Origin of the sequence: Aestuariivirga sp., from assembly GCF_046294715.1 — a bacterium.
In the GTDB taxonomy this organism is placed as follows: Bacteria; Pseudomonadota; Alphaproteobacteria; order Rhizobiales; family Aestuariivirgaceae; genus Aestuariivirga.
In genome coordinates this window covers 125,215-147,897 of record NZ_JBKBKI010000001.1, presented here as the reverse complement: position 1 = coordinate 147,897, position 22,683 = coordinate 125,215, and the positions used below count along the sequence as shown (strand labels likewise).

Genomic DNA, 22,683 nt, shown 5'->3' with positions numbered 1-22,683 from the left:
GATGTTCTCGCGGCTCCTCATCGCCAATCGCGGAGAGATCGCGCTCCGCATCATGCGCACCGCGAGGGCGATGGGGATCCGCTCGATCGCCGTCCATTCCGATGCCGATGCCGGGGCAGCGCACGTCGCCCTTGCAGACGAGGCATTCCGCATCGGCCCCGCACCGGCGAGCGAGAGCTATCTCGACCAGCAGGCGATCCTGGCGGCGGCGCGCGCAAGCGGGGCGGAGGCCGTTCACCCGGGATACGGCTTTCTTTCGGAGAATCCCGACTTCGCGCAGGCCGTGATCGACCAGGGCCTCGCCTTCGTCGGGCCGTCGCCCGAGGCGATGCGCCTCATGGGCCTCAAGGGCGAGGCGAAGCGGCTGATGCGCGAGGCGGGCCTTCCGGTGGTGCCGGGCTACGAGGGCGAGGACCAGTCGCCCGCCAGGCTCGCCGACGAGGCCCGGCGGGTGGGCTATCCGGTTCTCCTCAAGGCGGTGGCGGGGGGCGGCGGCCGGGGCATGAGGCGGGTGGAGGGCCCCTCGGACTTCGTCGGCCTCCTTTCAGCGGCGCGGCGCGAGGCGCAGTCCGCCTTCGGGGATTCCCGCCTCCTTGTCGAGAAACATCTTCCCGCCGTGCGACACGTCGAGGTGCAGGTCATGGGCGACCGTCACGGCAGCGTGATCCACCTCTGGGAGCGCGACTGCTCGGCCCAGCGGCGTCACCAGAAGGTGATCGAGGAAGCGCCCGCACCCGGACTTCCCGAAGCGCTGCGGCGCAAGATGTGCGAGGCGGCGGTGGCAGCCGCGCGGCGCGTCGGCTACGCCGGCGCGGGCACGGTGGAGTTCCTGCTGCCGCTCGAGAGAGGCGATCTCACCGGCGCGTTCTTCTTCATCGAGATGAACACCAGGCTACAGGTCGAGCACCCGGTGACGGAGATGATCACCGGGCTCGACCTCGTCGAACTGCAGCTGAGGGTCGCGGCGGGCGAGCCTCTGGGGCTGCGCCAGGAGGATGTTCCTTGCCACGGCCATGCCGTCGAGGCGCGGCTCTATGCCGAAGATCCGGCACAGGGCTTCAAGCCGCAGACGGGAAGGATCACGGCGCTGGAGGTGCCGGAGGAGCCGCAGCTGCGTTTCGACGGCGGGGTTCGGCGAGGCGATCACGTCTCCGCCTTCTATGACGCGATGATCGGCAAGCTCATCGCCCATGGCCCGACGCGGGCGGCGGCACTGGCGCGAGTCCGGTCCGGCCTGGCGCGAACCCATGTGGCGGGGCTGGTCACCAACGTCGGCTTCCTGTCGCGGCTCCTGCGCGCGCCTGAGGTTCTGGCGGCCGCACTCGACACCGGGCTCATCGACCGCAACATGGACAGCCTGGCGCTGCCAGCCACGCCGCATCCCGCTGCCGTGGCGGCCGCCGCCCTCGCCTTCGACGGGCGGTTCGATCCCCCGCAGCGCACTTCGCCGTTCCACAGCCTTCGCGGCTTCTCCTTGTGGGGCGGGAGAGAGCGCCGCCTGTGGCTGGTGCACGAGGGCGAGGCCTTCACCGCGGACCTCGCGGAGGAGGAAGGCCTCTTCCGCATCTCGAGCGGGGGTGAAACTCATACGTGGTCGCTGGTCGGTGCCGAGCTGCCGGTCGTCCGGCTGGCGCAGGAGGGCCGCACGATCTCTCTCCTGTGCCACCGCGAGGAGGAGGCCGTGACGGTCGTCCTGGCGGAAGAGCGCTATCGCTTAACGCGGCAAGAGGCTTCCGGGGGCGAAGGCGCGGGGGAGGGCGGCAGGACGGTCATGGCGCCGGTGCCGGGCGTTCTCGCGAAGCTCATGGTGGCGCAGGGCCAGGCGGTGAGCGCCGGCGATCTCGTCGGCATCGTCGAGGCAATGAAGACGGAGTTCACATTGCTGGCGGGGGCCAGCGGTGCCGTTACTCTCTTCGCGGCAGAGGGGGCTCAGGTCAAGGAGGGCGACGTCATCGCCGAGATCGGAGAGGCGAATGGCTGAACGCGTGACGATCTGCGAGGTCTCGCCGCGCGACGGGCTGCAGAACGAGAAGGTGCGGGTGAGCACGGCAGACAAGATCAGGCTGATCGGCATGCTGACGGACTGCGGCCTCACCTACATCGAAGCGGCGAGCTTCGTTTCACCCAGCGCCGTTCCCGCCATGGCAGATGGGGCAGAGGTGATGGCGGGTATCCGGCGCATGGCGGGCGTCACCTATGCAGCGCTCACGCCCAACATGCGGGGCTACGCGGCCGCGCGCGACGCGAAGGCGGACGAGGTCGCCGTCTTCGCCGCGGCATCGGAGACCTTCAGCTGCCACAACGTCAACGCATCCATTGCCGAGAGCCTGGCGCGCTACCGCGAGATCTGCCGGGCGGCGAAAGCGGACGGGCTGCCGGTCCGCGGTTATGTCTCCTGCATCGCCATCTGCCCCTATGAGGGGGAGATCGCAGCCGAGCGGGTGGAGGAGGTCAGCCTCGCCCTGCTGGAGATGGGCTGCCGCGAGGTCTCCCTCGGCGATACGGTGGGCAGGGCCACGCCGGAGCAGATCGAAAGGCTGCTGGACCGGCTCGGGCGGTGCATTCCGCCCTCGCTGCTGGCCGGACACTTCCACGATACGGCCGGACGGGCGCTGGCCTGTGTCGAGGTGGCGCTCGCCCATGGTCTGCGCGTGTTCGACGCCTCCGCCGGAGGCACGGGGGGGTGCCCATTCGCTCCGGGTGCAAAGGGCAATATCGCTACCGAGGCGCTCGCGGCGATGCTCGCGGCGGAGGGCTTTGAGACCGGTCTCGACATGGCGGCTCTCGAGAAGGCTTGCGATTTTCTCCGCCGCGTCCTGGGGAGGAATGCATGAAAAGCTTCGAGACGATCCGCTGCGAGGCAACGGAGGGCGTGGCGCGGCTCACGCTGGCGCGGCCTCACAAGAACAACGCCCTCAATGCGCAGATGATCCGTGAGCTGACGGAGGCGGCGCTCCTTCTGGCGGAGGACCGCGGCTGCCGGGCGGTGGTGCTCGAAGGCGAGGGAAGGAGCTTCTGCGCCGGGGGCGATCTTGCCTGGATGAAGGAGCAGTTCGACGCCAGCGCGGAGCACCGGCGGGGAGAGGCGGAGGCGCTCGCCCGCATGCTGAGATCGCTCGACGAACTGCCGCAGCTGGTGATCGCGGTCGTCGGGGGAGCGGCGCTGGGCGGCGGTGTCGGCCTTGCCGCCGTCTGCGACGTGGTGATCGCGGCGCCCCTTGCGCGCTTCGCGCTCACCGAGACGCGGCTCGGCCTCGTTCCGGCCACGATAGCGCCCTTCTTGCTGCGGCGGATGGGCGCTGCGGCGCTGCGGCAGGCCGGGCTCCACGGCGAAATGCTCGGCCCCGTGGAAGCAAAGGCGATCGGCCTCGTCACCGAGGTCGTGGAGGAGGGCGGTGCCGATGAGGCGGTGCGGCGGCATGTGCGGCAGGTGATGGCTTCTGCGCCGGGCGCGGTGGCGGAGGCCAAGGCGCTGTTCCGCGCGCTGGCGCAGGGGAAGGCGGGCGAGGAGCAGGCGATCGCGGCACTGGTGCGGCGCTGGCAGTCGGAGGAGGCGCGCGCCGGCATCGCGGCGTTCTTCGCGAAGGAGGTTCCGCCATGGCAGAGGTGAAGCACGAGCACGATCCGGTGGTGGTTGCGGCGGCGCGGCGAACGCCGATCGGCGCATTCCAGGGCGCGCTCTCGTCCCTCCGGGCGCCCCAGCTCGGCGCCATGGCGATCGGCGGCCTCGTCAAGGGCAGCATCGCGGCCGATGAAGTGCTGATGGGCAATGTGCTGGGCGCGGGAATCGGGCAGAACCCCTCGCGCCAGGCGGCACTCGGTGCGGGTCTCGGCGAAGCCGTGCCCTGCACGACGATCTCGAAAGTGTGCGGATCGGGCATGAAGGCGGTGATCCAGGGCCATGACAGCATTCTCGCCGGCTCGAACCGGGTGGTGATCGCCGGCGGCATGGAGTCGATGAGCAACGCGCCCTATCTCCTCCCCAAGGCGCGGGGCGGCCTGCGCCTCGGCCACGCCGAGCTGAAGGACCACATGTTCACCGACGGTCTCGAGGATGCCTATGAAGGCCGCCTCATGGGTTATTATGCCGATGAACTCGCAGAGGCAGGCCAGTTCTCGCGCGCCGTGCAGGACGATTATGCGCTTCTTTCGCTCTCGCGGGCGCAGGAGGCGATCCGCGCCGGCGCCTTCGCTGACGAGCTCGTGGCGACTGGGAATCTCGCGCAGGACGAGATGCCTGCGCGCGCGAGGCCCGAGAAGATCCCGCAGCTGCGGCCCGCCTTCCGGCCGGACGGTACCGTCACGGCGGCCAATGCCTCCTCGATCTCCGACGGTGCGGCGGCGCTCCTGCTGATGCGTCTCTCCGAGGCGGAACGGCGGGGCATCGAACCCATCGCGATGATCGCCGGCCATGCCGGCGCCGCCAGGCCGCCGCGCGAGTTCACGACGGCACCGGTCGACGCCATGCGGCTGCTTCTCCAGAAGACGGGGTGGGAGGCGGGAGACGTCGATCTCTACGAGATCAACGAGGCCTTCGCGGTCGTGGCGCTCCATGCCTTGCGCGAGTTGCGGCTGCCGCCGGAGAAGGTGAATGTGCATGGCGGAGCCTGCGCGCTCGGACACCCCATCGGCGCGAGCGGGGCGCGCATCATCGTGACGCTCGCCCATGCCATGCGGCGGCATGGCGCGAGGCGTGGCATCGCATCACTCTGCATCGGCGGCGGCGAGGCGACGGCGATCGCGCTCGCGGCGCCCTGATCGTTCATCCACAGAAATTTTCGAGGCTTGATGCCCGCCGCCCCGCTCGGCACAAGGAGCACCGTGCGGCGAATCGCGCAGCCACCCGACGAGAGGCGATGTTGGACAGTTCGGCACGGATATTCGAGATCATCGCGGAAGAAATCGGCGCGGCGGCAAAGCAGGTGGCCGCCGCCGTGGTGCTTCTCGACGAGGGCGCCACCGTGCCCTTCGTGGCGCGCTACCGCAAGGAGGCGACGGGCGGCCTCGACGATACGCAGCTCCGCAAGCTCGCCGAGCGGCTGGTCTATCTGCGCGAGCTCGAGGACCGGCGCAAGGCCATCCTCGAGTCGGTCCGTTCACAGGGCAAGCTCACCGAGGAGCTGGCGCATGCCATTGCCACCGTGAAGACCAAGTCGGAGCTCGAAGACATCTACCTGCCCTACAAGCCCAAGCGCCGCACCAAGGCGATGGTGGCGCGCGAGAACGGGCTCGAGCCGCTGATCGACGCCATCATGGCAGATCGCGGGGCCGAGCCGGAAAGCCTGGCCGCGGGATTCCTCACGGACAACGTCAAGAGCGTCAAGGATGCGCTCGACGGTGCGCGCGACATCCTGATGGAACGGCTGGCGGAGAATGCAGCGCTCCTCGGCGACCTGCGCGCCTTCATGAAGGCGGAGGCCTTCCTGTCCTCGAAGGTGGTTGCCGGGCAGGAGGAGAAGGGTGCGAAGTTCTCCGACTATTTCGATCACCGCGAACGCTGGGCGGACGTGCCATCGCACCGCGCGCTCGCCATGCTGCGCGCCGCGAAGGAAGAGGTGGTGACGCTCGACATCGCGCCCGACACTGAAACGGGCAGCGCACGCGCCGCCGGAATCATCGCCGGCGCCATCCCCGTCTCCGGCAACGCGCCGGGAGACAGGTGGCTGCGCGCGGTCGCGGACTGGACGTGGCGGGTGAAGCTCTCGATCACCATGATGATCGACCTGATGGGCGAGCTCAGGGCGCGTGCGCAGGAGGAGGCGATCGCCGTCTTCGCGCGCAACCTGAGGAACCTCCTGCTGGCGGCGCCGGCCGGCGCACGCCCGACGCTCGGCCTCGACCCCGGCATCCGCACCGGCGTGAAGGCCGCGGCGGTCGATGCCACTGGCAAGCTCCTGGCCACCGAGACGCTGTATCCCTTCCAGCCGAGGAACGATCTCCGCGGCGCCCAGGCCACGCTCCTGCGGCTCGTCATGCAGCACGGGGTGGAGCTCATCGCCATCGGCAACGGCACGGCGAGCCGCGAGACCGAGCGCTTCGTCGCCGACGCGCTCGGGCTTCTTCCGAGGGAGGCGAAGGCGCCGGTGAAGGTCGTCGTCTCGGAGGCGGGCGCATCCGTCTATTCGGCCTCCGAACTGGCGGCGCGGGAATTCCCCGATCTCGACGTGTCGCTGCGGGGCGCGGTGTCGATCGCGCGGCGGCTGCAAGACCCGCTCGCCGAACTTGTGAAGATCGAGCCCAGGTCGATCGGCGTCGGCCAGTACCAGCACGACGTCGACCAGTATCAGCTCGGACGCTCGCTCGAAGCCGTGGTCGAGGATGCCGTGAATGCCGTGGGCGTCGATCTCAACACCGCCTCCGCACCCCTTCTTGCCCATGTCTCGGGGCTGGGACCGGGCCTTGCCGAGGCGATCGTCGAGCATCGCCATGCCAACGGCGCCTTCCGCTCGCGCCAGGAGCTGCTCAAGGTGCCGCGGCTCGGCCCCAAGGCCTTCCAGCAATCGGCGGGCTTCCTCAGGATCCGCGACGGCGAGGAGCCGCTCGATGCCTCCGCCGTCCACCCCGAGGCCTACGGCGTGGCGCGGCGCATCGTCGAGTCATGCGGGCGGGACATCAGGAGCCTGATGGGTGACACCAGGGCGCTGCGGGGCCTGAAACCCCAGGACTTCGTGAGCGAGAGTTTCGGTCTTCCGACGGTGAAGGACATCCTCGCCGAGCTCGAGAAGCCCGGCCGCGACCCGCGCCCCAGCTTCAGGACGGCCTCCTTTGCGGAAGGCGTCGAGACGATCAAGGACCTGAAGCCCGGCATGTCGCTCGAGGGAACGGTCACCAATGTCGCGGCCTTCGGCGCCTTCGTCGACATCGGCGTGCACCAGGACGGCCTCGTTCACGTGAGCCAGATGGCGGACCGCTTCGTGAAGGACCCGCACGAAGTGGTGAAGGCGGGCGACATCGTTCGCGTGCGGGTCGTCGAGGTGGACGTGGCGCGAAACCGCATCGGTCTCACCATGCGCAAGGACGGCGGAGAGCAGGCGCGCACGGCGCGGGAGGACTCGGGGGCTTCGCGCGCTGCCAGGAAGACGGCGGCACCCGGAGGCTCGCAGGCGCAGGGCGGAAGCCTCGGCGCTGCGCTGCTGGAGGCCATGCAGCGGAAAGGCCGGCCGCGCTGATCTTCAGGCGAAGGTGAAGAGCGGAACGTCTGGCCTCGCGATCATCAGCCAGAGAATGCCGAGCACCGCCGCGAAGGCGGGAAAGCCGAAGGCGAACCACAGCCAGAACAGGCGGTGATAGCGCGGCGGCAGTTCCGTTTCCGCAGCGAGCGCAGCATTCGCAAGGTTGCGGAGTTCCATCTGCATCCACACGACCGGAAGCCAGAACAGGCCCGTGACGATGTAGAGGATGATTGACAGCACGATCCAACCATCGGCGAGGGAGTAGCCCACGGCATAGACGAGGGCGAGGCCGGTGACGGGCTGGGCCACCACGGCGGTGGCGGTGAACACGAAATCGGCGATGACGACGATCCGCGCCACGCCGGCGATGACGGCGGTGTTGCCGGTGAGATGCGCCACCAGCATGAAGAAGGCGATGCCCGCCCCCGTTCCCAGCAGCACCGAGGCGCCGATGACATGCAGGAACTTGAGCGCCAGATAGAGCGTCACCTTTCCTCCAGCACGGCGAGCGCCACGAGATGGAGGACGACGATGGGGAATATCTTGAGGAACGGGCCCAGGGGCTCGGCCCAGAGATCCGGGCGGAGGATCGAGCCCGCGACGATATAGAAGCCCGACAGCGCGAGTGCCCCCCAGAGGCCAAGGCGCGTGGTGCGGCGCCAGGCGATGAGCAGGCCGATGACGAGATCGGCAAGCGCGCCGGCGATCACCGCGGGGCCCGCGAGTGCGCCAGCCCCCGCCACCACCATGAGTTCCACGCCGAGCTCGTAACCGATGGTGACGGAGATGATGGCGGTTGCGAGCCAGAAGGCCGCGAGCACCACGAAGATCACGGGCTTCAGGACATAGAGCCCGGCGAACCACTTCTCCTGGACGCCGGCGGGCTCGGCCGCAAGTGCCGCGGCGAGGGGCCTCGGCGTGATGCCTGTGATCTCCGACCACGGTGCCGGATCGCCCATGGCACCGCGCGTCATCTCGCGCGCGGCGTTTGTCCGCACCGGGGGGCGCCAGCCGAGTGCCGCCGCGATGTCGCCGGCCTTGTAGAGGAGGCGCGCAAGCCATGGTGGAAGCTGGTACCGCCGAGCCGGCTTCCAGCCGAGCCATCTGCGGTACTGGCCGACGATCTCGTCCATCCCGAGCGCCTGCGGACCCGCGAGTTCGAGCGAGAGGCGGGAAGGCGCTCGTGGATCGAGGAAGAACAGCACCGTCTCGACCACGTCCTCGAGGCGCACCACCTGGAGCTTTTCGGTTTCGGGCATCGAGGGGAGGACCGGCAGTGCGGCCAACCCGCGCATGAGGGCGCTCGCGCCGAAGACGGAACGACCCAGCACCACCGAGGGCCTGAGGATCACCCAGTCGAGATCGCGCGCCATCAGGGCTTCGTCGCCGGCGAGCTTGCTGGCCGAGAAGGCGGAGGGCTGGGCGCGGTCGACGCCGATCGCGGAAAAATGGATGACGCGCCGCACACCGGCCCGCTCGCATGCCTCGAACAGGGCGGCAGCACCCGCGGCGTGCACCGCGCGGGTGTTCTCCCGGGGGCCGTCCTGCAGCACGCCGGCACAGTTGACCACGGCGTCGATGCCGCGCAGATGCGGCAGCCAGACTTCGGGGGCCGTGGCCCTTGCCATGTCGAGGATGATGGCGCCCGGTCGATCCATCGGCCGCCGGGACACGGGCACAACCTCATGGCCCTCGCCGGGAAGACGAGCCGCGACGGCCGATCCGATGAGGCCCGTCGCTCCGATCAGGAGAACTCTCATTCTTCGGATTTCTGGGCGGCGATGCCGCCGAGTCCGAGCCCCAGCGCCGTCGCTGCCATGCCGAGCGCCGCGCCGCCGTTGCCGAGGGCAAGCTCCCAGCCCGGTGTCAGCCGCCTGGGGAGGATGCCATAGTCGAGGGTCGAGGCAATGAGGCCCATCACGGCAGCATCCCGCAGGGTTTCCGCTTCGTTCCGTGATTGCCGCCGGGCCAGGTAGAGGCCGAAGAGCGTGCCCCAGAACAGCGCCGCCGCCTGGTTGGTCGCCAGGCCAACGCCAGTGTGGGCGAGGTCGGCGCCACGCTCCTGCCCGGCGCGCTCGCCCCAAACCCAATGGCTGGTGGCATTGATCGGACGCCAGACGCTCTGTCCCGTCGCGCGGGCGGCAAACGCGAGGAAGACCTGCGAAGCGATCCCGGCGCCAGCGCCGCAGAAGACCGCGTAGCGGGCCGCCCGGGCGAGCGAGAACGGCTTTTCGCGCCGGCCTGTTCTTGGCTCTGCCCAGGCTCTCCGGGGGGTGCTGTTCGCGCTGGTACTCATGCGGGTTAGAACAGTGTCAACTCTCCCGGGTTCCGCCGGATGCAATCTTTGCGGCATCTGCTAGCCTCAAAAGCGGGAGCCCGGTCTGGCGGGCGGCGTGGGGAGATGCAGATGGGCAGGTTCCTGGTGACCGGCGGGGCGGGCTATATCGGCAGCCACACCGCCAAGATGCTCGCCCGGGAGGGCCATGAGGTTGCGGTCTGCGACAATCTCTCGCGCGGCCATCGGGACCTGGTGAAATGGGGGCCGCTGATCGAGGCCGACATCCGCGACACGCGCCTGCTGCGCGAGGCGATGCGCTGGTTCCGTCCGGACGCGGTCATCCATTTTGCCGCCTTCGCCTATGTTGGCGAGTCCGTGGCCAATCCGCACATGTATTATGAGAACAACGTGGGCGGCACCCTCTCGATCCTGAAGGCGATGACGGAGGCGGGCGTCGGGAACATCGTCGTCTCCTCGACCTGCGCCACCTATGGCGAGCCCCGCAGCGTGCCGATCCCGGAGGAGACGCCGCAAAACCCCATCAACCCATACGGCCAGTCGAAGCTGATGATGGAGCGGATTTGCCAGGACTTCGACCGCGCGCATGGCTTGCGCCACGTGGCGCTGCGCTATTTCAACGCCTGCGGAGCGGACCCCGAGGGCGAGACGGGGGAACGCCACGACCCCGAGCCGCACCTCATCCCGCGTGCGCTGATGGCGGCTTCCGGCGAGATCGAGGCGCTGGACGTCTTCGGCGACGACTATCCGACACCCGACGGCACCTGCATCCGCGACTACATCCACGTGAACGACCTGGCCCGGGCCCACCTCGCCGGTGCGCTTCATCTCCTGGACGGCGGCGCCTCCGAGGCGGTCAATCTCGGCACCGGCCGTGGCGCCAGCGTGAGGGACATCATCGTGGCGGCGGAGCGCGTCACCGGGCGCAGCGTTCCCTGCCGGGTCTCGCCCCGCCGCCTGGGCGATCCGGCTGAACTCGTCGCCGCGGCGGGCAAGGCGCGGCGTCTGCTCAACTGGCAGGCGGGCAACAGCGACCTCGAGCAGATCATCTCCTCCGCCTGGAAGTGGCATCAGCAGGAGCGCGGGCGGCAGGCTCTCAGCGGGTCTGCGTGACCTTGCGCAGGAGGCGCGGCCTGTCGGGATCGCGGCCGAGCTTCACTGCCGTCTTCTCGACGGCGAGATAGGCGGTGGCCATCATCGAGACCGGGTCGAGCAGGGGATGGCCGCTCGGCACATAGGGGATGTCGCGCCCGTCCACCACGTGAGGCTCGGCGCCCGCCTCGCGCAGGGTGTCGACCGCCTGGCGCGTCATGGCCTGCGCGGCGTCGGCGGGCGCGAAGACGATCACCGGGAAGCCGGGCTCCAAGAGTTCCAGGGGGCCGTGCATCACCTCCGCGGCGGAATGCGCCTCGGCGTGGAGCGAGCAGGTCTCCTTGAGTTTGAGCGCGGTTTCCTGCGCGATGGGAAGGCCGGGGCCGCGGCCGAGAACGTAGATCGAGGTGGCGCGCTCGGCCAGGCTGGGCAAGAACGGCCAGTCGAGCCGTAAGGCCGCGGCGAGCGTTTCGGGCAAGCGCGCGACGGCCGCCAGCAAGGCCTGGTCGCCGGTCCAGTGCGCGATGACGGCCGCGCCGGCGAGACAGGACACGAGAAAGGATTTCGTGGCGGCAACGCTTCGTTCCTCACCCGCGCAGAGGTCGAGGCAGATCTCCGCCCCGCGGCCGACGGGTGAATCCGGCGCATTGACCAGGGCGACGGCGGTCGCCCCGCCCTCCCTTGCCGCCCTCTGCAGCGCCGTGACATCGGGGCTCTGGCCCGACTGGGAGATGGTGAGCGAGAGCGCGCGCGGCGCCGTGAGCCTCGCGCCATAGACCGAGACCACCGAGGCGCCGATCGAGGCGCACGGCACCCCCGTGAGAATCTCGCAGAGATACTTGAAATAGCCTGCCGCGTGGTCCGAACTGCCGCGGGCCGAGGTGATGACAAGGGAGGGCGGGTCGCGCCGCAGCCGTGCGCCAAGCGCTGCCAGCGCTTCACCATTGCATTGCAGGAAGCGGGCGGCCGCCTGCGGCGCTTGCGCCGCCTCCTTCGCCATGAGGCTCATGCCCTCGCTCCGGTGGCTTCCATCGCCAAGGCATAGCAGAACTGGAGTGTCTCGTAATCACGCTGGAACGCGGCCCTCGCAGCCGGAACCTTCATGATGGCGTGACGTTCTTTCGGGACGAACGAGGGTTCGGCTCCGGACGGCTCACAACGCTCAGAGGTGCATCGATGTGCGACTACAGCCTGGAAAATCAGATCAGCCGCGCCGCCGCAATCGGCGACAAGCTGGTGACGAGCAGCTTCCCCATGACCCCGACCCGCGGCTTCTGCGCCGAGCACGAGCCGGGGGTGGCGGTGTGCCTGCTGCCCGGCACCGAACTCGCCTTCGAGGAGCCGGTCCGCTACAACGGCCTGTGGGGCTATGTCGTGAACTTCATGAAGAAGCGCCTGGGCTATGACATGGCCGACGCCCGCCTGGCGCGCTTCCGCCAGGTGGACATCGACAATCCCCATACCCATCACGACGCTCTCGAGCTTGCCGATGGCCGCATCATCAAGCTGACCCTTCTGCATGAAGGCCAGCGGGCCCGCGTGCTGCAGCTGCCCGCCCATGGCGAGCACGTCAATCATCACGAGCATGCTCATGGTGCCGCCGCCAGGCGGACGGGCGAACTGACCTCGGCCCGCTGATGCGGATCAGGCCGGGCCCGGACGAGGAGAACAAGGAGATCGAACTCGGCAAGACCGAGGCGCGACAGGCCAGGCCCGGCTACAACATCTACGTGCTGGCGTTCGGGCTTCTGGGCGTCGTGGCTGCCTTCATCGTCGTCTACCTCGTCTTCGCGCAATGATTGTGCCGCCGGGGCTTCGTCACGCACGGGAACAAAACCCGTGCGTGACGCGTTGTGGCTGAACGGCATGGGGACCGCGGGGAGGAAAACGATTGAGCCCAGGGGCTTGCGTTCATCATCCATCGCGACCGCGGGAAGGGACCGAGTGAGAAGACGGCGCGGCGCAAAGTCCTGTCCGAAGACAGGTCCTGCCCTTGTGGCGGGGCGGAAGTTCTGGACGGCTCTGAAGGGTTGCCGGAGGTCGAGAAGCCGGCGCCCGCAAACGGGAGGCCGCCTGTCGGCGGCCTTCACGGACAGTGCGTATGCGTGTGTTGCGTTGGCCATTGGCGTTGAACATGTTTGATCAGCAGAACAGCCGGATGCATGATCCGGACAGGAAATTGTCGGCGCAGGGTGGGCCCGCATGGGCGCTGCAGGCGCTCAGCGTCGCGCGGATCGTTTTCTATTCGATCGACTGCGCCTCCGGCTTCATGGTCCGTTCCGACAACAGCATGGACATACTGGGTGTTCCGCCGGCGGCTCCGGCAGCCACCTGGGCGGCCGCGATCTTCCCGGAGGACCGCAGCCAGTATGAGGATGCGCGGGCGCGGCTCACGCCGGAGTCGCCGGGCTTCGAGATCGAGTACCGGATCGCGCACGCCGGGTCGGGCAAGCAGTTCTGGGTGCTGGACCGCGGCGAGGGCGAATTCAGCCCCGAGGGGCGCCTCACCGGCATCCGCGGCGCGATCATCGACGTTTCGGCGCGCGTCAGCGTCGAGCGTGAACTGCGCAAGGCCGCGCGGCTGCGCTCGGTGGTGTTCGAGGCTGCCCGCATGGCTGCCTGGCATTTCGACATCGTCTCCGACCGCTTCACCTGCACCGACGAACTTCTGGCCCTGCTGGAAATCGAGCGCCACGAGTTCGACGGCACGCCACGCGCGCTCGAAAGCGCCATTCACCCGGAGGACCGGGAAGCCTGGCGCAGGGCGCATGAAACGGCGCGCACGCCCGGCAACCGCATGGAAATCGAATTCCGCCTGAAGCTGCCGGACTCGAAGCTGCGCTGGCTGCTGTCGCGCGGCGAGGTCGTCCGCCGCCAGGATGGCGTGCCGCTCGAGTCCTATGGCGTCATGATCGACATCACCGAGCGCAAGGCAGCGGAGGAGGCGGCAGCGCGGCTGGCCGCGATCGTCGAATCCTCGGAAGAGGCGATCATCGCCAAGTCGCTGCGCGGCGTCATCACCAGCTGGAACAAGGGTGCGGAGCGGCTGTTCGGCTACAGCGCCGAGGAAATGATCGGCGAGTCGATCTGGAAGCTCATCCCGGAAGACGGCGAGCACGAGGAAATCCATATCCTCAACACGATCCGCACGGGCCAGCCGGTCCGATCGCACGAAACCGTGAGGCTTCACCGCACGGGGCGCAAGATCCACGTCGCGGTGTCGGTGTCGCCCATCCTCAACCCGCAGGGCATGGTCGTCGGGGCTTCGACGATCGCCCGCGACGTCACCGAGCGGCGGCGCCAGAACGAGATGCTGCGCGAGAACGAGGCCCGCCTCAGGCTGGCCCTCAGGAGTGCCCGCGCGGGTGCGTGGAACTTCGACCTCCGCCGCCGCGAGTTGCACTGGTCGCCCGAGATGTTCGCGCTCTACGGGCTCGATCCCGCCAAGGGCCAGCCCTCGCGCGAGTCGCTCGCCCAGCGCATCTCGCCCGCCCATCGCAAGAGGGCGCGGCGCGAGTTCGCCCGCGCCATGCTGCAGGGCGGCTCCTTCACGCTGGAATTCCCGATCGTCCGTCCCGACGGCACGGAGATCTGGACGGCACTCGCCGGCGACGTGATCAAGGACGAGCACGGGCGGCCCGTCAGCACGCGCGGCATCGACCAGGACATCACCGAACGCAAGAACTGGGAGAAGCGCCAGGCCATGCTGCTGCGCGAGCTCTCCCACCGGGTGAAGAACACGCTCGCCGTGGTGCAGTCGGTGGCGCGGCAGACGCTGCGCTCGAGCCCGAGCCCGCGCAGCTTCGTCGATGCCTTCGAAGGGCGCATCCGCAGTCTCGCGGCCTCGCACAGCCTGCTCACCGAGGCCGACTGGGGCGGCGCCCGGCTGGACACCATCATCCACCACCAGGTGGCGGCCATGGTGCACGACTATGAGGGCCGCTTCCGGCTGAGGGGCCCCGCGGTGGTGCTGAGCGCGGAGGTGGCGACGCAGCTCGGCCTCGTACTGCATGAGCTCGCCACCAATGCCGCCAAGTACGGCTCGCTCTCCGTGCCGGAGGGCCAGGTGGACATCATCTGGACGGCGACGAAGACGCGGCTGCGCCTCGTCTGGCGCGAACATGGCGGGCCGAAGATCGAGAAGAAGCCGGAGTTCTCCGGCTTCGGCTCGCTCCTCATCAACTCGAGCGCGCTCAAGGTGTCACAGCGCTTCACGCAGGACGGGCTCATCTGCAGGCTCGAATTCGCGCGCTGAGCCGCCGGTTCAGCGGGTGCTTTCCGGGCCGTTGGGAGGGGCGATCTCTTCCACGGCTTCTTCTCCGTTCCGCCGCTTCTGGGACAGGAACTCGCCAAAGGGCGCCAGCGCCTCGACGTGGCTGCACAGCACGCGGAATGTGACGAGGATGGGCACGGCGACGACGATGCCGGCGATGCCCCAGAGCCAGGCAAAGAAGGCGAGCGCCAGCAGGATCATCACCGCATTGATGCTCATGCGCCGGCTGAGAAGCGCAGGCGTCACGATCTGGGTTTCGAGCCCGATCAGCACGCCATATGCGGCGGGCGCCAGCAGCGCCTGGCCGATGCTGTCGAACACGATGATGCCAATGATGGCGGAGAACGCGAGGCCGGTAATGGGCCCAAGATAGGGGATATAGTTGAGGATCAGGGCGAAGAGCGCCCAGAGATGGGGCGTCGGAAGTCCGATGAACCAGAAGGCCACTCCCACGGCCGTGGCGAGAGCGGCATTTATCAGGGTGATGGTCAGCAGATAGGCGGAGACCTCGCGCTCGACGTCGAGCACGATGCGGAGTGCCGCCTTCTTGTCCGAGAGGCTGGGCAGGATCCTGATCATTTTCTCGTAGAACAGATCGCCCGATGCCATGAGGAACACCGCAATGACAATGGCGCCGCTCGCGACGAAGATGACATTGACGGGATAGCCGGCCAGAAAGGTGAGCGCCGTGGGCAGGAGCGATTCCCTCACCACCACCTCCTGCGCCCCGCCGTTGGCGGCATCGGGGCTTGCCGCTTCCTGGAGCGTCTCGCCGAGCGAGATCAGGCTGGAGAAGGAGGCCCGGAGGCTCGATATCTTGCTCAGAAACTCGCGTTGCAGGCGCGGCGCATCCTCGATCCACTGCATGATGGCGCCGGCAAAGGCATAGACCGCCAGCCCGAGGAGCACCGCCCCGATGAGGACGATCGCCGCCGTGGTGGCCCAGTCGGGCACACCCTTGCGCGACAGGGCGCGGATCAGCGGTCTCAGGGTGACGGCGATGAAGAGCGCAAAGACGGCGGGCAGAAGGAAATCGCGGGCGAAATAAGCCCCGCCTACCGCGACAATGACGAGAAGGCCGGCTGCCACTCTCCGGATGTGGAGAAGGAGCCGGGCTTCTTCGGAGAGCAGGGGTTCGGCTGGTGTCAAATCCTGCCCATCAGCATCAGGATGATGACGACGATTAGGATCAGGCCGAGGATGCCCGAGGGGCCATAACCCCAGCTGCGGCTGTAGCCCCAGCTCGGAAGGGCGCCGATCAGGATCAGGATGAGGATGATGAGGAGGATGGTGCCGAGCGTCATGGACGAGCTCCTTTATGGTTATGAAGGCAGCTCAGAACGCTCGAAAGTCTACTTGTGTTCCGATGGGTCATCGGGCTCCCCGGCCTGGCGTGCGACGGCCTTGTCCGCGGCGGCTCCCGCGGCGTCGTTGCCCAAGAGGATCGCAAGCTTGTTGCGGGCCCGGTTCACGCGGCTTTTCACCGTGCCGACCGGGACGCGGCAGATCTCCGCCACCTCCTGGTAGGAGAAGCCCGAGGCGCCCACGAGCACCACGGCCTCGCGCTGGTCGTCCGGCAATTGCTGGAGCGCGATGCGGAGGTCGGCCATGTCGAGCTGGCTTTCCTGGCCGCCCGGGGTCATCACGCTGCTGGCGTAATCGCCGTCTGCGTCCTCCACTTCGCGACGACGCTTGCGGAGCTGGCTGAAATATTCATTGCGCAGGATGGTGAACAGCCAGGCCTTGATGTTGGTCCCTTCCTGGAAGCTGTTCTGGTGGTTCCACGCCTTCATCAGGGTTTCCTGCACGAGGTCGTCGGCGTAGTCGGCGTGGGAGGCGAGCGACAGGGCGAAGGCGCGCAGCTTGGGGATCGCCGCCAGCAGGTGCTGGCGGAACTGCTCACGGCCCTCTTCGGAAGCCTCCCGGCGTTCCCCCCCGGGGATCCGGGGGGTCGCAGTCACCGACCGCATATCGCCCATGTCAGTTACGCCGCTTGCGGGTCGGCTCGTCCGGCCGGTCCAGTTCCTCGAGGAGCGCCGAAAGGCGCTCCGGCAAAGGCTGCTGCTGCAACTCCTCGTAATGGAGCCTGAGCCTGCGCCCGATCATGTCATGTACGGCAGGGCGCAGCTTGGGGAGCGGCTGCTTCTGGAATCCCTGCCCCTCCCGCCGGAAAGGGGCCATCTTCAAATCTCCGGAACTGTCCATTCTTCTACCTAGCCGCCCCGTTTTCCACGTGCGGCGGCACGCCTCACCATGTGTTCGTCATGTAAGGCGAGGCCGGAGATATGGTTCCCGCAGCGGCCATTTTTTCGAATGCGGAAGAAAATGAGCGCCGCCTCGTGAACGCTTCTCGCGCCCTCAGGTGGAAGGCCGTTTACGGGCACGAAAGGGTGAGCGGAGAGCGCTATTCCAAGTTGTCGTGGAACAGTTTATGCACAGGCCGCATTTTGGACCGAATCTGACCTCACGCAGGGCAAGGGCAACAAATGAAGATCACCGTCATCGGCGCGGGCTATGTGGGGTTGGTTTCGGCGGCCTGTTTCTCGGATTTCGGATACGAGGTGACCTGCGTCGACCGGGATGCACGCCGGGTGGCGATGCTCGAGAACGGCAAGACGCCGATCTATGAGCAGGGGCTCGAGCCGATCCTCAACAGCAACCGCCAGGCGGGGCGCCTCAGCTTCACCGAGGACCTCAAGAGCGCCGTCGCCGCGGCGGACATCGTGCTGATCGCAGTCGGAACGCCGACGCGCGAGGGCGAGGACGCAGCCGACCTCTCCTATGTCTTTGCCGCGGGCGAGGAGATCGCGCGGGCCATGCAGGGCTTCACGGTCATCGTCACCAAGTCCACGGTGCCGGTGGGCACCGCGGCCAGGCTCAGGGAAATCATCTCGAAGGCGAGGCCCGACGGTGATTTCGAGGTGGCGTCCAATCCCGAATTCATGCGCGAGGGTTCGGCGGTGGAGGATTTCCTGCGGCCCGACCGGGTAGTGATCGGCGTCGGCTCGGAGCGGGCGGAAGCCGCCCTGCGCCAGCTCTACCGGCCGCTCGCCGCCAAGAACGTGCCAATCGTCGCCACGTCCTGCGAGGCGGCGGAGATCATCAAATATGCAGCAAACACCTTCCTCGCCACGCGCATCGCCTTCGTCAACCAGCTCGCCGACCTGTGCGAGAAGGTCGGCGCGGACATCCAGGACGTGGTGCGCGGCATGGGCCTCGACAAGCGCATCGGGCTGCAGTTCCTGAACCCCGGACCGGGCTTCGGCGGCTCCTGCTTTCCGAAGGACACCCGGGCGCTTGCCCATACCGCCCGGCAGCATGGCCGGCCCATCACCATCGTGGAGACCGTCATCGCTGCCAACGAGGGGCGAAAGCGGGCCCTCGCCGACCGCATCCAGGAGGCGGTGGGCGGCACGCTGGCGGGCAAGAAGGTCGCGCTTCTCGGCATCGCCTTCAAGGCCGAGACCGACGACATCCGCGATGCCGCGGCCCTCAGCCTGGTGCCGGAGCTGCAAAGGCGCGGCGCGGCGCTGGCGGCCTTCGATCCGGTTGCGATGGACAATGGGCGGCAGAGCTTCGAATCGGTGCAGTGGTGCGCGGATGCCTATTCTGCCGCCATCGGCGCCGATGCGGTGGTGGTGCTCACCGAATGGAACGTGTTCCGCGGCCTCGACCTGAGGCGCCTCGCCAAGGACATGCGCCAGCCGGTGATGGTCGATTTCCGCAACCTCTTCGCCTTTGCCGACGTGCAGGGCTCCGGCATCACCTACCATTCGATCGGCAGAGCCAGCATCGTGCCGCCGGACACCCGAAGGGCCGACATTCTTCCCTTCAAGTCAGGAGCGGTCTGAGAGACATGGCGCGACTTTACGAGAGCCGCAAGCGCATCCTGGTGACCGGCGGCGCGGGCTTCCTCGGTTCGCACCTGATCGACAAGCTGATGGGGCAGGGGCACGAGGTGATCTGCGCCGACAACCTGTTCACCGGGTCGAAGCGCAACATCGAGCATCTTCACGGCAACCCGCGCTTCGAGTTCCTGCGCCACGACGTGTGCAATCCGCTGAAGGTGGAGGTGGACGAGATCTACAACCTCGCCTGCCCGGCCTCACCCGTTCACTACCAGTACAACCCGGTGCTCACCACCAAGACCTCGGTGATGGGCGCGCTCAACATGCTGGGCCTGGCCAAGCGCCTGCGCTGCCGCATCTTCCAGGCCTCGACCAGCGAGGTCTATGGCGACCCGGAAGTGCATCCGCAGCGCGAGGACTATTGGGGGCACGTGAACCCGATCGGCACCAGGGCCTGCTACGACGAGGGCAAGCGCTGTGCGGAGACGCTGTTCTTCGACTATCACCGCCAGCATGGCGTCGATATCAAGGTGGCGCGGATCTTCAACACCTACGGCCCGCGCATGCACCCGCGCGACGGGCGGGTGGTCTCGAACTTCATCACCCAGGCGCTCGCCGGTGAGGATCTCACCATCTATGGCGACGGCTCGCAGACGCGCTCCTTCTGCTACTGCGACGATCTCGTGGACGGCTTCCTCAAGCTGATGGACTCGCCGCCCGAGCTGACGGGCCCGGTCAATCTCGGCAATCCCGGCGAGTTCACCATGATCGAGCTCGCCGGCGAGGTGCTGCGGCTCACGGGTTCGCGCTCGAAGGTCAAGCACCTGCCGCTTCCCGCCGATGACCCGAAGCAGCGCCAGCCGGACATCACCCTGGCCCGCAAGGCGCTCGGCTGGGAGCCGAAGGTGCCGCTCGCCGATGGTCTGGCGCGGACGATCGACCATTTCCGCAGCTTCGATGATTGAACTCTCGGTTCTCGATCTCGTGCCGGTGCGCGAGGGCCACACGCCCGCCGACGCGCTCCGCGAGGCGGCGGTGCTCGCCCGCCACGCCGAGGCGCTCGGCTACCGCCGTTACTGGGTGGCGGAGCACCACAACATGGAAGGGATCGCCAGTGCGGCGACGGCGGTGGTGATCGGTCACGTTGCCAGCCACACCTCGACCATCCGCGTGGGTGCGGGCGGCATCATGCTGCCGAACCACGCGCCGCTCGTCATCGCCGAGCAGTTCGGCACGCTGGCATCGATCTTCCCGGACCGCATCGACCTTGGGCTCGGACGGGCGCCCGGCACCGACCGCGCCACGCTGCGGGCACTACGGCGCGATCCCACGGCGGCGGAGTCCTTTCCCGACGACGTGCTGGAGCTCCAGGCGCTGCTGGCGCCGCCGCAGCCCGGCCAGACGATCCGCGCCGTGCCGGGCGCGGGCACCGAGGTGCCGCTGTGGATCCTGGGCTCCAGCCTCTTCGGCGCGCAGCTCGCCGCCCTGCTCGGGCTTCCCTATGCCTTCGCCTCGCATTTCGCTCCCGAAGCGCTGGACCAGGCGATCGCCCTCTACCGGGAACGCTTCCAGCCATCGCACCAGCTTCAGGCCCCCCACGCCATGGCGGGGGTGAACGTCATCGTGGCCGAGAGCGATGCTGAGGCGAAACGCCTGTTCACCTCGCTGCAGATGCGCTTCGTCGGCATGGTGCGGGGCGACCGCGGCCTGCTGCAGCCCCCGATCGACGACATCGACGCCTATTGGAATGCAATGGAGAGGATGCAGGCAATGCGCATGCTGGCCTGCTCCTTCGTGGGCGCGCCGGGCACGGTCGCGAAGGGTCTCCGCGACTTCCTGGCGCGCACGGAGGTGGACGAGCTCATCGTCGCCACCGCCGTCTATGATCCCGCCGCCCGTCTCCGCTCCTACGATCTGCTGAAGAGCCTCGATCTCTAGGACGAGGCGAAGAAGTCCCGGGCGAAAATGAAGGGCACGCGGGCCCGCCGCGCCGCCTCCGCATCGATCGGGAGATCGCCCACGTACAGGGCCTCGTCCGGCCTGACGCCGAAACGGTCGAGAAGGCCCAGCAGCATGCCGGGTGCGGGCTTTCGGCAGGCGCAGTCGAGCCGCTCGTCGCAGGTGCACATGGCGATCTCGGTTTCCGGCGGGACCGCTCCGAGCGCCGCAGCCAGCATGTCCTCGATCAGGCCGCGGGCCATCTCCGCGGCGAGTTCTCCCGCGGCGACCCCGTTCTGGTTCGAGGCAACGGCAAGCCATGGCCCCCCGGGCGCCCAGGGGATCGCCCGGAGCCTTTCCGCGACACCGGGCATGAGCTGCCATTCGCTGCGTCCAAGCGGGTATTTCTGCTCGGGGATGGTGGTCCAGCGGAGCGTGCCGTCGGCATCGAAGATGAAAAGCCGGACGCTGGCGAAGTCATCCCTCATGCGGTCTGCCTCAGCATGTCGAGGGCAAGGCCCATCCGGCGCCCGCAAGCGGCGGCGCGCGCCGCATCCCCGGAATGCAGCGCCTTCGCGAGCTCGAGCGCGCAGTAGCCCGCCTGGTGGAAGAAGAGCGCAAGAGGCTCGGCAGCGATGCCGTGGCGCGTGGCGAGCGTTTCGAGCAGCAGGGCCAGGTGCTGCCGGTCCATCTCCCATTCGGCGGCGGCACCGGCGACGTCCCAGAGGACAGGCTGCCGCCCGGCCCAGCCGTGGTCACAGTCGGCTCCGGTGGCGTCGCGTTTCAGCACCCGGCCATCGGCAAGCCGTGACCAGTCTTCCGGCGCCATGCGGCCGGCACCGGCGCAGGGCCCCGCGCGGGTGCGGCGGGCGATCCTCTGCGCAAGTGCCGCGATGCCGCCGCCGTCCAATCCACGGCGGAGCGGCTGCGGAAGGCCCGCCAGCGCTACGGCAGTCCGGCGAAGAGATGCGATGGACTCTTCCTCGCCTTCTGACGGCAGGGCGGCGCGCGCGATGGTGGCTGCAAGTCTGTCCTCGGTCAGGACAGCGCCGAGATCATCCTGCGACAGGGGGGTACCCTGGTCTTCGATCATGATCCAGCCATGGGCCGTTGCGGTGCAGGGCAGGGCAAGGCCCTCCGCCGCGAGCCGCGATTGCCGCGCCGCCTTGCGTGCGGCCAGGGTCTCGAGCCCGGCGCTCACCGCGGCGAAGCCGCCGAAGCGCCAGCCCGGCGAAGTGGCGCGATCAGGCGCGGCAAGCCTCAGCTCCTCCGCGAGCGTCTGGGCGCCGATCCGCATCTCGTCTTGCGGCGTCCACCAGCTCGGCACCCGCCGCCACCAGCCGATCGTCTCGTCGTCTCCCATCTCGCCCGGGCCGTTGCCGTGGCCTGGGAAGAAATGAAGTCCCGCCGCAGGAAAGCCCCGCGCGTGCAGCGCCCCCGCGACGCCGGCCATGGAGGAGCCGGAGAGGCCGGGGCCTTCGTCCACGACGATCGCTGCGGCGGCGGCAGGCAGCTCCGACGGCAGATCGGCGGCCCGGTGGAAGGGATGGCCCGAAGGACGCAGCGTGACGCGGCGCAGCACCGGAACCCCCGACCGGCGCAAGGCCTCGGCCACCACGGCGCTGAGGCTCGTGCCGATGCTCCTGAGGCCGATCACCAGCACGGTGCCCGGGGCATGGCTTGCCGCCCAGCGCTCCGCCGTCTGGGCATAGGCGTCCGGGTAGACGGCATACCAGGCGAATCCTTCGGGGATGCGTATCTCGAGCGAGCGGTCGGGCAGGGCCTCGGCCAGGGCGAGGCTGGCGAGGAGAGACTCACGCGCAGCACCGGCGGGCTTGCTGCCGCGGATGTCGAGGAAGAGTGCCGCCGCCGCGTCGGTGATGCCGGCCACGTCGGGCAGCCCGCCGTCGTCCAGCACCGCCTGCTCGAGCTGGCCTGCGAAGACCAGCCACTCGCGCGCCTGAGCAAGACCGGGGGTTTCGATCTCGGCTACCTGCCGGGTCATTGCCCGGGCGAAGCGGCCCGGCGCGGCGGCGAAGCACTTCTTGGCGAAGAGCAGCAAGG

Annotated in this window: 22 protein-coding genes; 12 read left to right on the top strand and 10 right to left on the bottom strand. The window is 68.5% G+C overall.

Features of this window, described 5'->3' with window-relative positions; genetic code table 11:
* Position 1 precedes the first annotated feature (1 nt).
* The 5 genes from ACK4HL_RS00820 to ACK4HL_RS00800 all read left to right on the top strand — a co-directional run bounded on the left by ACK4HL_RS00820 (position 2) and on the right by ACK4HL_RS00800 (position 7,169).
* Positions 2-1,981 carry an acetyl/propionyl/methylcrotonyl-CoA carboxylase subunit alpha gene (locus ACK4HL_RS00820; protein ID WP_409755644.1) on the top strand — a complete coding sequence of 660 codons (1,980 nt, stop codon included), beginning with the start codon at positions 2-4 and terminating at the stop codon, positions 1,979-1,981.
* Positions 1,974-2,834: a hydroxymethylglutaryl-CoA lyase gene (locus ACK4HL_RS00815; protein ID WP_409755642.1), complete on the top strand. Its 861-nt coding sequence runs from the start codon at positions 1,974-1,976 to the stop codon at positions 2,832-2,834. The genes ACK4HL_RS00820 and ACK4HL_RS00815 overlap by 8 nt, the downstream gene beginning before the upstream one ends.
* Positions 2,831-3,610 (top strand): enoyl-CoA hydratase-related protein, encoded by a 780-nt coding sequence (locus ACK4HL_RS00810; protein ID WP_409755639.1) that lies wholly within the window; start codon positions 2,831-2,833, stop codon positions 3,608-3,610. Before ACK4HL_RS00815 ends, ACK4HL_RS00810 begins: the two co-directional genes overlap by 4 nt.
* Complete coding sequence (locus ACK4HL_RS00805; RefSeq protein ID WP_409755636.1) at positions 3,598-4,758, top strand: thiolase family protein; 1,161 nt, start codon at positions 3,598-3,600, stop codon at positions 4,756-4,758. The genes ACK4HL_RS00810 and ACK4HL_RS00805 overlap by 13 nt, the downstream gene beginning before the upstream one ends.
* Before the next feature lie 98 nt (positions 4,759-4,856).
* Positions 4,857-7,169: a Tex family protein gene (locus ACK4HL_RS00800; RefSeq protein ID WP_409755633.1), complete on the top strand. Its 2,313-nt coding sequence runs from the start codon at positions 4,857-4,859 to the stop codon at positions 7,167-7,169.
* A 3-nt stretch (positions 7,170-7,172) separates the two neighbouring features.
* Here the strand turns inward: ACK4HL_RS00800 and ACK4HL_RS00795 are convergent, their stop codons facing one another.
* The 3 genes from ACK4HL_RS00795 to ACK4HL_RS00785 are packed head-to-tail and all read right to left on the bottom strand — an operon-like array spanning position 7,173 to position 9,468.
* Complete coding sequence (locus tag ACK4HL_RS00795) at positions 7,173-7,661, bottom strand: DUF2269 family protein (RefSeq protein ID WP_409755630.1); 489 nt, start codon at positions 7,659-7,661, stop codon at positions 7,173-7,175.
* Positions 7,658-8,932 (bottom strand): SDR family oxidoreductase, encoded by a 1,275-nt coding sequence (locus ACK4HL_RS00790; protein ID WP_409755627.1) that lies wholly within the window; start codon positions 8,930-8,932, stop codon positions 7,658-7,660. Before ACK4HL_RS00790 ends, ACK4HL_RS00795 begins: the two co-directional genes overlap by 4 nt.
* Entirely contained in the window at positions 8,929-9,468 is a 540-nt protein-coding gene (locus tag ACK4HL_RS00785) for a hypothetical protein (protein ID WP_409755624.1), read from the bottom strand. The genes ACK4HL_RS00790 and ACK4HL_RS00785 overlap by 4 nt, the downstream gene beginning before the upstream one ends.
* Before the next feature lie 105 nt (positions 9,469-9,573).
* On the opposite strand from ACK4HL_RS00785, the gene galE reads away from it, so the two are divergent.
* Entirely contained in the window at positions 9,574-10,581 is a 1,008-nt protein-coding gene (gene galE / locus ACK4HL_RS00780; protein WP_409755621.1) for a UDP-glucose 4-epimerase GalE, read from the top strand.
* Here the strand turns inward: galE and ACK4HL_RS00775 are convergent.
* On the bottom strand, positions 10,565-11,569 hold the full coding sequence (locus tag ACK4HL_RS00775) for an SIS domain-containing protein (protein WP_409755618.1): 1,005 nt from the start codon (positions 11,567-11,569) through the stop codon (positions 10,565-10,567). The two genes, galE and ACK4HL_RS00775, sit on opposite strands and share 17 nt — an antisense overlap.
* 167 nt (positions 11,570-11,736) lie before the next feature.
* On the opposite strand from ACK4HL_RS00775, the gene ACK4HL_RS00770 reads away from it, so the two are divergent.
* The 3 genes from ACK4HL_RS00770 to ACK4HL_RS00760 all read left to right on the top strand — a co-directional run bounded on the left by ACK4HL_RS00770 (position 11,737) and on the right by ACK4HL_RS00760 (position 14,815).
* The gene (locus tag ACK4HL_RS00770; RefSeq protein ID WP_409755615.1) at positions 11,737-12,198 is read left to right on the top strand and encodes a hypothetical protein; all 462 of its coding nucleotides are present in this window, start codon (positions 11,737-11,739) and stop codon (positions 12,196-12,198) included.
* Positions 12,198-12,359 carry a hypothetical protein gene (locus tag ACK4HL_RS00765; protein WP_409755612.1) on the top strand — a complete coding sequence of 54 codons (162 nt, stop codon included), beginning with the start codon at positions 12,198-12,200 and terminating at the stop codon, positions 12,357-12,359. The genes ACK4HL_RS00770 and ACK4HL_RS00765 overlap by 1 nt, the downstream gene beginning before the upstream one ends.
* 335 nt (positions 12,360-12,694) lie before the next feature.
* A complete protein-coding gene (locus ACK4HL_RS00760) occupies positions 12,695-14,815 on the top strand; it encodes a PAS domain S-box protein (protein ID WP_409755609.1) in 2,121 nt (706 codons plus the stop codon).
* Between the two features lie 9 nt (positions 14,816-14,824).
* Here the strand turns inward: ACK4HL_RS00760 and ACK4HL_RS00755 are convergent, their stop codons facing one another.
* From ACK4HL_RS00755 to ACK4HL_RS00740, 4 genes are read right to left on the bottom strand one after another with little or no spacing between them, the layout of a single operon-like run.
* On the bottom strand, positions 14,825-15,922 hold the full coding sequence (locus ACK4HL_RS00755) for an AI-2E family transporter (RefSeq protein ID WP_409755605.1): 1,098 nt from the start codon (positions 15,920-15,922) through the stop codon (positions 14,825-14,827).
* Positions 15,923-15,978: 56 nt separating this feature from the next.
* Positions 15,979-16,137, bottom strand: coding sequence for a DUF3309 domain-containing protein (locus ACK4HL_RS00750; RefSeq protein WP_409755602.1), 159 nt, complete (start codon positions 16,135-16,137; stop codon positions 15,979-15,981).
* A 48-nt stretch (positions 16,138-16,185) separates the two neighbouring features.
* A complete protein-coding gene (locus ACK4HL_RS00745) occupies positions 16,186-16,776 on the bottom strand; it encodes a sigma-70 family RNA polymerase sigma factor (RefSeq protein WP_409756114.1) in 591 nt (196 codons plus the stop codon).
* A gap of 37 nt (positions 16,777-16,813) precedes the next feature.
* Positions 16,814-17,014 carry a NepR family anti-sigma factor gene (locus tag ACK4HL_RS00740; RefSeq protein ID WP_409755599.1) on the bottom strand — a complete coding sequence of 67 codons (201 nt, stop codon included), beginning with the start codon at positions 17,012-17,014 and terminating at the stop codon, positions 16,814-16,816.
* Between the two features lie 305 nt (positions 17,015-17,319).
* Between ACK4HL_RS00740 and ACK4HL_RS00735 the strand changes: the two genes are divergently transcribed.
* The 3 genes from ACK4HL_RS00735 to ACK4HL_RS00725 are packed head-to-tail and all read left to right on the top strand — an operon-like array spanning position 17,320 to position 20,619.
* A complete protein-coding gene (locus ACK4HL_RS00735) occupies positions 17,320-18,684 on the top strand; it encodes a UDP-glucose dehydrogenase family protein (RefSeq protein WP_409755596.1) in 1,365 nt (454 codons plus the stop codon).
* Between the two features lie 5 nt (positions 18,685-18,689).
* Positions 18,690-19,646 carry a UDP-glucuronic acid decarboxylase family protein gene (locus tag ACK4HL_RS00730; protein ID WP_409755593.1) on the top strand — a complete coding sequence of 319 codons (957 nt, stop codon included), beginning with the start codon at positions 18,690-18,692 and terminating at the stop codon, positions 19,644-19,646.
* On the top strand, positions 19,639-20,619 hold the full coding sequence (locus ACK4HL_RS00725) for an LLM class flavin-dependent oxidoreductase (protein ID WP_409755590.1): 981 nt from the start codon (positions 19,639-19,641) through the stop codon (positions 20,617-20,619). Before ACK4HL_RS00730 ends, ACK4HL_RS00725 begins: the two co-directional genes overlap by 8 nt.
* Here ACK4HL_RS00725 and ACK4HL_RS00720 read toward each other — a convergent pair.
* Positions 20,616-21,107 carry an HAD-IIIA family hydrolase gene (locus ACK4HL_RS00720; protein WP_409755587.1) on the bottom strand — a complete coding sequence of 164 codons (492 nt, stop codon included), beginning with the start codon at positions 21,105-21,107 and terminating at the stop codon, positions 20,616-20,618. The two genes, ACK4HL_RS00725 and ACK4HL_RS00720, sit on opposite strands and share 4 nt — an antisense overlap.
* Positions 21,104-22,681 (bottom strand): hypothetical protein, encoded by a 1,578-nt coding sequence (locus tag ACK4HL_RS00715; protein ID WP_409755584.1) that lies wholly within the window; start codon positions 22,679-22,681, stop codon positions 21,104-21,106. The genes ACK4HL_RS00720 and ACK4HL_RS00715 overlap by 4 nt, the downstream gene beginning before the upstream one ends.
* Positions 22,682-22,683: the final 2 nt, after the last annotated feature.

Excerpts from the sequence above, each read along its gene's own strand:
- ACK4HL_RS00785 (WP_409755624.1), bottom strand. The coding sequence starts at position 9,468 with ATGAGTACCAGCGCGAACAGCACCCCCCGGAGAGCCTGGGCAGAGCCA.
- ACK4HL_RS00765 (WP_409755612.1), top strand. The coding sequence starts at position 12,198 with ATGCGGATCAGGCCGGGCCCGGACGAGGAGAACAAGGAGATCGAACTC.
- ACK4HL_RS00760 (WP_409755609.1), top strand. The coding sequence starts at position 12,695 with ATGTTTGATCAGCAGAACAGCCGGATGCATGATCCGGACAGGAAATTG.
- ACK4HL_RS00810 (WP_409755639.1), top strand. The coding sequence starts at position 2,831 with ATGAAAAGCTTCGAGACGATCCGCTGCGAGGCAACGGAGGGCGTGGCG.
- galE (WP_409755621.1), top strand. The coding sequence starts at position 9,574 with ATGCAGATGGGCAGGTTCCTGGTGACCGGCGGGGCGGGCTATATCGGC.
- ACK4HL_RS00725 (WP_409755590.1), top strand. The coding sequence starts at position 19,639 with ATGATTGAACTCTCGGTTCTCGATCTCGTGCCGGTGCGCGAGGGCCAC.
- ACK4HL_RS00770 (WP_409755615.1), top strand. The coding sequence starts at position 11,737 with ATGTGCGACTACAGCCTGGAAAATCAGATCAGCCGCGCCGCCGCAATC.
- ACK4HL_RS00815 (WP_409755642.1), top strand. The coding sequence starts at position 1,974 with ATGGCTGAACGCGTGACGATCTGCGAGGTCTCGCCGCGCGACGGGCTG.
- ACK4HL_RS00750 (WP_409755602.1), bottom strand. The coding sequence starts at position 16,137 with ATGACGCTCGGCACCATCCTCCTCATCATCCTCATCCTGATCCTGATC.
- ACK4HL_RS00730 (WP_409755593.1), top strand. The coding sequence starts at position 18,690 with ATGGCGCGACTTTACGAGAGCCGCAAGCGCATCCTGGTGACCGGCGGC.
- ACK4HL_RS00735 (WP_409755596.1), top strand. The coding sequence starts at position 17,320 with ATGAAGATCACCGTCATCGGCGCGGGCTATGTGGGGTTGGTTTCGGCG.
- ACK4HL_RS00820 (WP_409755644.1), top strand. The coding sequence starts at position 2 with ATGTTCTCGCGGCTCCTCATCGCCAATCGCGGAGAGATCGCGCTCCGC.
- ACK4HL_RS00720 (WP_409755587.1), bottom strand. The coding sequence starts at position 21,107 with ATGAGGGATGACTTCGCCAGCGTCCGGCTTTTCATCTTCGATGCCGAC.
- ACK4HL_RS00800 (WP_409755633.1), top strand. The coding sequence starts at position 4,857 with ATGTTGGACAGTTCGGCACGGATATTCGAGATCATCGCGGAAGAAATC.
- ACK4HL_RS00775 (WP_409755618.1), bottom strand. The coding sequence starts at position 11,569 with ATGAGCCTCATGGCGAAGGAGGCGGCGCAAGCGCCGCAGGCGGCCGCC.
- ACK4HL_RS00790 (WP_409755627.1), bottom strand. The coding sequence starts at position 8,932 with ATGAGAGTTCTCCTGATCGGAGCGACGGGCCTCATCGGATCGGCCGTC.
- ACK4HL_RS00805 (WP_409755636.1), top strand. The coding sequence starts at position 3,598 with ATGGCAGAGGTGAAGCACGAGCACGATCCGGTGGTGGTTGCGGCGGCG.
- ACK4HL_RS00740 (WP_409755599.1), bottom strand. The coding sequence starts at position 17,014 with ATGGCCCCTTTCCGGCGGGAGGGGCAGGGATTCCAGAAGCAGCCGCTC.